The sequence below is a fragment of the Kitasatospora sp. NPDC057512 genome, assembly GCF_042802135.1.
In the GTDB taxonomy this organism is placed as follows: Bacteria; Actinomycetota; Actinomycetes; order Streptomycetales; family Streptomycetaceae; genus Kitasatospora.
In genome coordinates this window covers 1-7,952 of the sequence record NZ_JBHVET010000374.1, presented here as the reverse complement: position 1 = coordinate 7,952, position 7,952 = coordinate 1, and the positions used below count along the sequence as shown (strand labels likewise).

Genomic DNA, 7,952 nt, shown 5'->3' with positions numbered 1-7,952 from the left:
GCCGGGCGCTGGGCGCCCGGCGGCGGACGTAGGCGAGCTCGCGCGCCGCGAGTTCCACCCGGGCCGCCACGTCGGCGGAGACCGGAGCGGAGCGGTTCAGCACCCGGGAGGCGGTCGCGGTGGAGACGCGGGCGCGTCGGGCGACCTCGGCCAGCGTCGGGGCCGGGTCGTCGCGGTGCATGGGCTGGGGCATGGGGCCGTCCTGGCTCGATCCTCGACGCGGGAACCGCACCGAAACCCGGTGCCCGCTCCGGCCCACCACCTCCGCCAGCTTGATCGGACGGACGACGATCGTCAAGGGATCCGACAGCGTCACCCGAGGGGGTCGGGCAGGGCGCTTCGGCGGATCACCTCCGCGTACCACCGGGCACTGTCCTTGGCGGTCCGGTCCTGCGTGGCGAAGTCCACGTAGTAGAGGCCGAAGCGTTTGCCGTAGCCGTACGCCCACTCGAAGTTGTCCATCAGCGACCAGAGGAAGTAGCCCCGCACGTCCGCGCCGGCGTCGATCGCCCGCCGGACGGCGTCGAGGTGCCCGTGCAGGTAGTCGATGCGCTGCGGGTCGTGGACGGCGCCCTGCGGCGTCGGCAGGTCGTCGAAGGCGGCGCCGTTCTCGGTGACCATCAGCGGCAGTCCGGGGTGCTCGCGGTGGAGGCGCAGCAGCAGGTCGGACAGGCCGGTGGGGTCGATCGGCCATCCCATCGCGGTGCGCCGGCCGGGTGCGCGGTGGAAGAGCACGTCGGCGCAGCCCGCGAAGGGGGTCTGGGCGCCGTCGCCGTGGCCCGCCTCGCTCGCCGCCGCGGAGTCCGGGGCCTGTCCGTCCGGCAGGGCCGATGCCACGGTCGGGGTGTAGTAGTTGACGCCCAGCAGGTCGATCGCCCGGCCGATCGCGGCCAGGTCGCCGTCGTGGACCAGTGCGGACCAGTCGACCAGGTGCTTCGTGTCGGCGAGCAGGTCGTCGGGGTAGCCGCCCTCCAGTACGGGGCCGGTGAAGACGCGGTTGCCCACCGCGTCGATCCGGCGGGCGGCCTCGCGGTCCGCGGCGGACCCGGTGAGCGGCCGGACCGCGTGCAGGTTGAGCGACAGGGCGATCCGGGCGTTCCGGGGCAGTGACGCGCGCAGCACCCCGACGGCGAGGCCGTGGCCGAGGTTGAGGTGGTGGGCCGCGCGCAGGGCGGCCGTCCAGTCGGCGCGGCCGGGAGCGTGCACCCCGGAGCCGTAGCCGAGGAAGGCCGAGCACCAGGGCTCGTTGAGGGTGGTCCAGCTGCCCACCCGGTCCCCGAGCGCGTCCGCCACCAGCGCGGCGTAGTCCGCGAACCGATGGGCGGTGTCGCGGGCGGGCCAGCCTCCGGCGTCCTCCAACTCCTGGGGCAGGTCCCAGTGGTAGAGCGTGGCCACGGGCTCGATGCCGTGCTCCAGCAACTCGTCCACCAGACGCCGGTAGAAGTCCAGGCCGCGTTCGAGGGCCCGGCCGCGCCCGGTCGGCTGCACCCGGGGCCAGGACACCGAGAACCGGTAGGCGCCCAGCCCGAGTTCGGCCATCAGCCGGACGTCCTGCCGGTAGCGGTGGTAGTGCTCGGTGGCGCGGTCGCCGGTGTCGCCGCCGGCGGTGCGCCCGGGGGTCCGGCTGAAGGTGTCCCAGATCGAGGGTGCCCGGCCGTCCACGTCGACGGCCCCCTCGATCTGGTACGCGGACGTCGCGGCTCCCCAGAGGAAGCCGGCGGGGAAGGCGGCAGAGGAGGCGTTGGGGGAGGTCTCCTGTCGGGACGCCTCGGCGGGTACCGAAGTCATGGCTGTCCTTTCCACGTCGGGTGGTGCGGGGAAGGGAATGTGACTGGTCATCAGTCTTGCTCAGTTCTTGACGGCGCCGGCGGTGATGCCGCCGACGACCTGCCGGCCGAGGAGGGCGAACACCAGCAGCAGCGGTGCCGTCCCGAGCAGTGAGCCGGTGAGGATGACGGCCTGGTCGGAGTCGTACGAGCCGCCGCCGAGACCGGCCAACGCGACCTGGACGGTGGGATTGCTCTGGCTCAGCGCGATCAGCGGCCAGAAGAAGTCGTTCCAGGACTGCACGAAGACCAGCATGCCGAGCACGGCCATCCCGGGCCGGGCGATCGGCAGCACCACGCTCCACAGGATCCGCAGGCTGCTCGCGCCATCCACCCGGGCCGCCTCGACCAGTTCGATCGGCAGTGCCTCGGACAGGAACTGCCGCATGAAGAACACCCCGAACGCGGCCACCAGGTTGGGCAGGATCACCGACTGCAGCTGGTCGGTCCAGTGCAGGTCGGCCATGATCTGGTACAGCGGGATGACGCTCAGCTGGGCGGGCACGGTCATGGTCGCCACCACCAGGCTCAGCAGGGCGCTGCGGCCCCGGAACGGCAGCTTGGCGAAGGCGAAGCCGGCCAGCGTCGCGAACAGCACCGTGCCGGCGGTCACGCAGCTCGCCACCACCACCGAGTTGAGCAGCGCCTCGCCCATGTGGACCTGGTTCCAGGCGATGTCGAGGTTGTGCCACAGGCTCCCGCCCGGCAGGAGGGGAGGCGGGGTCCGCGCGATCCGGCCGCCGGAGGTCGAGGCGCCGACCAGGGTCCAGTACAGCGGGAAGAGGGAGAGGACGGCGACGACGATCAGCACCGCGTACGTGAACGGTCCGGCTCCGGTGAGGCCGCGCGCTCCCGCGCGCCGCCCGGGGTTCCTGGCCATCGGTGATCAACCCCCGTTCCGGGCGCGGCGGACGCGGACCAGGGCGAGGTTGAGCGCACCGATGGCCAGCAGGAGCAGCAGCATCGTCCAGGCCACGGCGGCCGCCCGGCCGAGGTGGAAGGCGTACCAGCCCTGGTCGTACAGGTAGAGCCCGAGGGTCTGGTACTGGTGGGCCGAGCCGCCGCTGTGGCCGGTCGCCCCGCCGCCGAACAGCAGGGGTTCGCCGAAGAGTTGGGTGGCCCCGATGCCGGAGACCACGATGGTGAACAGGATGGTGGGCCGGATGGAGGGCACCGTGACGTGCCGGAACTGCTGCCAGCGGTTGGCGCCGTCGAGCGCCGCCGCCTCGTACAGGTCGTGCGGGACGGCCTGCATGGCGGCGAGGTAGATCAGGGCGTTGTAGCCGGTCCACCGCCAGGTGACGATCACCGAGATGGCGATCTGCGAGCTCCAGGTGCCGCCCTCCCAGTCGACGGGCCCGAGGCCCACCTGGGCCAGCAGCCAGTTGATCATCCCGTAGTCCCGCCCGAACAGCAGCGTGAACACCAGGGTCGCCGCGGCGATCGAGGTCGCGTAGGGGGCGAGCATCGCGATCCGGAAGAAGCCCCGGCTGCGCAGGCGGTAGTTGAGGAGGTGGGCCAGGCCCAGGGCCATCAGCAGCTGCGGCACGGTGGAGAGCACGCCGATGGTGAGGGTGTTGCGCAGGGCGTTCCAGAACAGGTCGTCGTGGAGCAGTCGGGTGTAGTTGTCGAAACCGCGCCACTGCATCTGGTCGGACGTCTGAAGGTCGACGCTGTGCAGTGACACCCAGCCCGTGTAGACCAGCGGGAACAGGCCGAACGCGAGGAAGCAGACGAAGAACGGCGCGACGTACAGGTACGGCGACGCCTTCAGGTCCCACCGGTAGAGCCGGGTGCGCCAGGGGCGCGGAGGGGGAGCGGGGCGTGGCCTGCCGCGGGGAGCGGCCGGGACGGCCTCGTCGAGCATGGGGGGTGACCTCTCTGGAGAGCGGGGCGGTCCCGCCCCGGCCCGGGGTCTGGCGGGGCCGGGACGGGCGGACGGCCGGGCAGACGGTCCGTCAGTCGCCGACCTTGTCGTCGATCTCCTTCACCGCGGTGCTCCACGCCTTGGCGGGGTCGCTCTGGTGCTGCTCGATGCTGAGCAGGGCGCCGTTGGTGAGGGTGTCCTTGACCAGGCCGTCCCACTCGCCGAGCACGGCCGGCCGGATGGACTGCGCGGTGGCGGCGTAGAGCTGCCCGGTGGGCGTGTCGCCGAAGAAGTCGAGCTTGGCGTTCTGCACCTCCGGCCGGCTCAACGCCTCGGTGTTGGAGGGCAGGTTGCCGACGGAGGTGAAGACCTTGGCCTGCTGCGGGGGCGCGGTGAGCCAGGTGACGAGCGCCTCCGCCTCCTTCTGGTGCTTTCCGGCCTTCGGGACGGCGAGGAAGGAGCCTCCCCAGTTGCCGGCGGCCGGGGCGGCGGCGATGTCCCACTTGCCCTTGTTGGCGCTCCCGGACTTGTCGGCGACGATGGCCGTCATCCAGGACGGGCAGGCGACCGTGGCGAACCTGGAGTTGGCGAACGCCTGGTACCACGGTGTGTCGAACTGCTTGAGGCCGGCGCTGATCCCGGCCTGGATCGCGTCGGTCGACAAGGTCCAGGCGGTCTTGACGGTGGCGTTGTCCTTGTAGTTCAGCTTGCCGCCGCCGTCCACGTACTGCGTGGTGCTGGTGGACACCACGGCGTTGAACAGGCCGCCGGCGGAGTCGGTGAAGAAGGTGCCGGCGGGCGCCTTGGCCTGGTACTGCTTGCCGGCGTCGACGAACCTGGCCCAGTCGCCCTGCCAGAGCCCGGCCACCTGGTCGCGGTCGGTGGGCAGCCCGGCCTGCTGGAAGAGGTCCTTGCGGTAGCAGATCGCCATCGGGCCGATGTCGGTGCCCAGGCCGATGGTGCGGCCGTCCGGGGCGGTGGCCTGCTGCGCCTTCCACGGCAGGAAGGCGCTCTTGTCGACCCCGTTCGCCTTGCCGAGGTCGGTGAACCTGTTCGCCTGCTTCTTCACCACCTGGGCGATCCGGCCGACCTCGATCGCCTGGATGTCGTCCAGGCCGCTGCCCGAGGCGAGGTGGGTCTGCAGGGCGGGGTAGTAGTCGCTCTCCTGCTGGACGGTGTGCTCGACGATGGTGATGCCGGGGTGCTCGCGCATGTACGCGTCGAACAGTCCGGCCTCCTTGTAGCCGAACGTGCCGTAGTCGCCGACGGTCAGGGTGATCTTGCCGCCGGAGGCCGCGTCGGTGCCGGTGGCAGTGCCGGAGCTGCCGCAGCCGGTGACCAGCAGGGCGCACAGGGCCGCGGTGGCGGTGGCCGGCAGGGGCCTGCCCGCCTCGCGCACGGGGGCCTTGCGTATGGGGCCCTCGCGTCCGGGGAGGGCGGCGGCTGCTCTGCCGCTGGGGGTGGTACCGGTGTTCCGCATGGCTGAATCTCCTTGTCCAGGCTGGTCCATGGCCGCGCCGTTCGACGGGCGGCCGGCGGTGCTCGGGAACAGGGTGGGAGTGCCGCGTGGGAGCGCTCCCACTTCGATGTGGGAAGATTGCTTCGCCATGCGAGGCGTGTCAAGGGCGTGCAACGGCTCCGTTACCGGACCGTGTCGTCCGGCCGCCCTCGTCGTGGCTGCCGCAGCAGCGGTACGCCGCAGTCCGCAGTCCGCCGTCCGCCGTCCGCCGGGAGAAGGATCATGAGCCGAGCCGCGCAGCAGCAGCCCGCTGCCCGCCCCACGCTGGAGGCGGTGGCAGCGCGGGCCGGAGTGGGGCGGGGCACCGTGTCCCGCGTCGTCAACGGCTCGCCCAAGGTCAGCGAGAAGGCCCGGGCGGCGGTCGAGCAGGCCATCGCCGAACTCGGTTACGTTCCCAACCAGGCGGCGCGCTCGCTGGTCACCTCCCGGACCGACGCGGTCGCGCTGGTCATCCCGGAGAGCGTCGCGAAGCTGAGGTCCGAACCCTACTTCTCCGACATCATCACCGGCGTCTCCGCCGAACTCGCCGAATCCGACCTGCAGCTGCTTCTGGTGCTGGTCCGCGACGAGCACGAGCGGGAACGGCTGACCCGCTACCTCACCGCCCGCCGGGTGGACGGCGTCCTGCTGGTCTCCGTACACGAGGACGATCCGCTCCCCGAACTGCTGGAGCGGCTGGAGCTGCCCGCCGTGCTCAGCGGTCGCCGTTCGACGCGGGAGACGCTCGGCTACGTGCACGCCGACAACGCGGGTGGCGCCCGAGCGGCCGTCCGGCACCTGCTGTCCCGGGGCAGGACGGCGATCGCGACCGTCACCGGGCCGCTCGACATGGAGGGCGCCGCGGCGCGCCTGGCCGGCTACCGGCAGGCGCTCGCGGAGGCCGCGATCCCCGCCGACGAGGGCCTCGTCGCCCACGGGGACTTCACCGAGCGCGGCGGACGCGAGGGCATGCGGGAGCTGCTCGCCCGCCGGCCCGGCCTGGACGCGGTGTTCTGCGCCTCCGACCTGATGGCGGCGGGCGCGATGCAGGCGCTGCGCGAGGCGGGCCGGCGGGTTCCGCAGGACGTCGCGGTGATCGGCTTCGACGACTCCGTCGTGGCCCGGCACACCGAGCCGCCGCTCACCAGCGTTCGCCAGCCGACCGAGGAGATGGGCCGGCTGATGGTCCAGCTGCTGCTCGAGGAGATCGCCGAGCCGGGCCGGTTCCGTCGGCAGCTGATCCTGCCGACGGAACTGGTGGTGCGGGAGTCGGCGTGACTACAGGCCGGCCAGGTGGGCGCGGTAGCCGGCGCCGAAGCCGGTCGGCGTGCCGTCGTAGGAGCTGATCAGCGCCGGGCCGCTGCCGCAGTCCCAGGTGTTCCAGGCCCAGGCGAGGTAGGAGACGCCGTGCCGGTCCAGCCACGGCAGCAGGGCGTCCAGGTAGCCGTGGGCGCAGTCGTTCTCGCCCAACTCGCCCGTCACCACCGGAACCTGGGCCGCCAGCGGGCCGATCTGCGCGTCCCAACAGGAACCGGTACCGCAGGCGTTGAAGTTGTACGAGTGCCAGGACGCGGCCAGGTTGTGCAGCGGATCGGTGGGTCGGTACGCGGCCCACCGGCTGAGGTCGTTGGCGTACTCCAGGCCGCCCAGCAGCAGGACGTTGTCCGCGCCGGTGGAGCGTACCGCGTCGACCATCGCCTGCATGCCGGCGACCCGGAAGCCGATTCCGGGGCAGGTGCCGCCGTCCCGCCAGCAGGCCCAGCCGCTGTCCGTGCCCCCGGTGGCGCGGGACGGGTACGGCTCGTTGAACAGGTCGAAGACGGTGGCGTCGTCGCCCTTGAACGTCTGCGCCACCGAGGTCCAGAACGGGAGCGCACCGGCCGCGTCCGGCATGGGCTTCTGACAGGTGGCGGCGGCGTCGGAGCAGCCGGCGGACGGTCCGGTGTACGCGCCGTCGGTCCAGTGGAGGTCCAGGACGGCCACCAGGCCGTTGCGGTGCAGCAGGTCGACGTAGCTCCGTACCGCGCCGATGTAGGCCGTACCGGCGTACGCGGGGTCGACGTTGGAGTGGCCGAGCCAGCAGTCCTCGTTGAGCGGCACGCGGACGGCGTTGACGCGCCAGGACTTCATCGCGGTGACGGACGCCTGGTCGGCCGGGCCGTCGAAGATGCCGTGGCCCTGGACGCACATGAACTCGGCCCCCGACCGGTTGACCCCGTGCAGGGTGATCGGGGTGCCGTCGGCCTTCGCCAGCGTGGCACCCGCGACGTGCACGGCCGGGGCCGACCCGGCAGGCGGCGGGGTGGTGGGGGTGCTCGTGGGGGTGGGGCTCGGCGACGGGCCCGACTGCGGCCCGCAGGTGGTGCCGTTGACGGTGTACGTGGAGGGGGCGGTGTTGGTTCCGGTGTAGGAGAAGGTGGCGCTGGTGGTGTAGGCGGTGCCGGGGTCGATGGTGGGGGCGTAGGCGGGGTTGGTGACGGTGACGTTCCGTCCGGTCTGGGTCCAGGTGCCGTTCCAGCCGTTCTGGAGGGTCTGGTTGCCCGTGTGGGTGTAGCCGAGGGTCCAGCCGTTGATGGGGGTGGTGCCGGTGTCGGTGATGGTGATGTCGGCGGTGAAGCCGCTGCCCCAGTCGCTTGCGGTGTAGGTCACGCCGCAGGACAGGCTGGCGGCGGGCGCCGCCGAGGCGGTGAGGGGGAGCACCGCCAGGGCGGTGCAGGCGGCGGTGGCGGCCGCGAGGGCGGCGGTGCGGACGGGGGTGGTG

Annotated in this window: 7 protein-coding genes; 1 reads left to right on the top strand and 6 read right to left on the bottom strand. The window is 72.3% G+C overall.

Annotation, left to right across the window (positions count from 1 at the left end; translation table 11 throughout):
• The 5 genes from ACFU6K_RS23235 to ACFU6K_RS23215 all read right to left on the bottom strand — a co-directional run.
• Positions 1–193: LacI family DNA-binding transcriptional regulator (locus ACFU6K_RS23235; protein WP_380665940.1), on the bottom strand; the 193-nt coding region annotated here is incomplete at its 3' end.
• A 119-nt stretch (positions 194–312) separates the two neighbouring features.
• The gene (locus tag ACFU6K_RS23230) at positions 313–1,788 is read right to left on the bottom strand and encodes a glycoside hydrolase family 1 protein (protein WP_380665938.1); all 1,476 of its coding nucleotides are present in this window, start codon (positions 1,786–1,788) and stop codon (positions 313–315) included.
• Between the two features lie 60 nt (positions 1,789–1,848).
• Positions 1,849–2,706: a carbohydrate ABC transporter permease gene (locus tag ACFU6K_RS23225; RefSeq protein WP_380665936.1), complete on the bottom strand. Its 858-nt coding sequence runs from the start codon at positions 2,704–2,706 to the stop codon at positions 1,849–1,851.
• A 6-nt stretch (positions 2,707–2,712) separates the two neighbouring features.
• Positions 2,713–3,693 (bottom strand): carbohydrate ABC transporter permease, encoded by a 981-nt coding sequence (locus tag ACFU6K_RS23220; RefSeq protein ID WP_380665934.1) that lies wholly within the window; start codon positions 3,691–3,693, stop codon positions 2,713–2,715.
• 91 nt (positions 3,694–3,784) lie between these two features.
• Positions 3,785–5,173: an extracellular solute-binding protein gene (locus ACFU6K_RS23215; RefSeq protein ID WP_380665932.1), complete on the bottom strand. Its 1,389-nt coding sequence runs from the start codon at positions 5,171–5,173 to the stop codon at positions 3,785–3,787.
• Between the two features lie 261 nt (positions 5,174–5,434).
• Here ACFU6K_RS23215 and ACFU6K_RS23210 point away from each other — a divergent pair, with 261 nt between their 5' ends.
• The gene (locus ACFU6K_RS23210; protein ID WP_380665930.1) at positions 5,435–6,469 is read left to right on the top strand and encodes a LacI family DNA-binding transcriptional regulator; all 1,035 of its coding nucleotides are present in this window, start codon (positions 5,435–5,437) and stop codon (positions 6,467–6,469) included.
• On the opposite strand, the gene ACFU6K_RS23205 is transcribed toward ACFU6K_RS23210, so the two are convergent.
• Positions 6,470–7,952 (bottom strand): cellulase family glycosylhydrolase (locus ACFU6K_RS23205; protein ID WP_380665928.1); only part of this gene is annotated, 1,483 nt, incomplete at its 5' end. It abuts the gene before it with no gap.

What these genes read in the sequence shown, in the direction of transcription:
- ACFU6K_RS23220 (WP_380665934.1), bottom strand. Translation starts at nt 3,693, where the DNA reads ATGCTCGACGAGGCCGTCCCGGCCGCTCCCCGCGGCAGGCCACGCCCC.
- ACFU6K_RS23215 (WP_380665932.1), bottom strand. Translation starts at nt 5,173, where the DNA reads ATGCGGAACACCGGTACCACCCCCAGCGGCAGAGCAGCCGCCGCCCTC.
- ACFU6K_RS23210 (WP_380665930.1), top strand. Translation starts at nt 5,435, where the DNA reads ATGAGCCGAGCCGCGCAGCAGCAGCCCGCTGCCCGCCCCACGCTGGAG.
- ACFU6K_RS23230 (WP_380665938.1), bottom strand. Translation starts at nt 1,788, where the DNA reads ATGACTTCGGTACCCGCCGAGGCGTCCCGACAGGAGACCTCCCCCAAC.
- ACFU6K_RS23225 (WP_380665936.1), bottom strand. Translation starts at nt 2,706, where the DNA reads ATGGCCAGGAACCCCGGGCGGCGCGCGGGAGCGCGCGGCCTCACCGGA.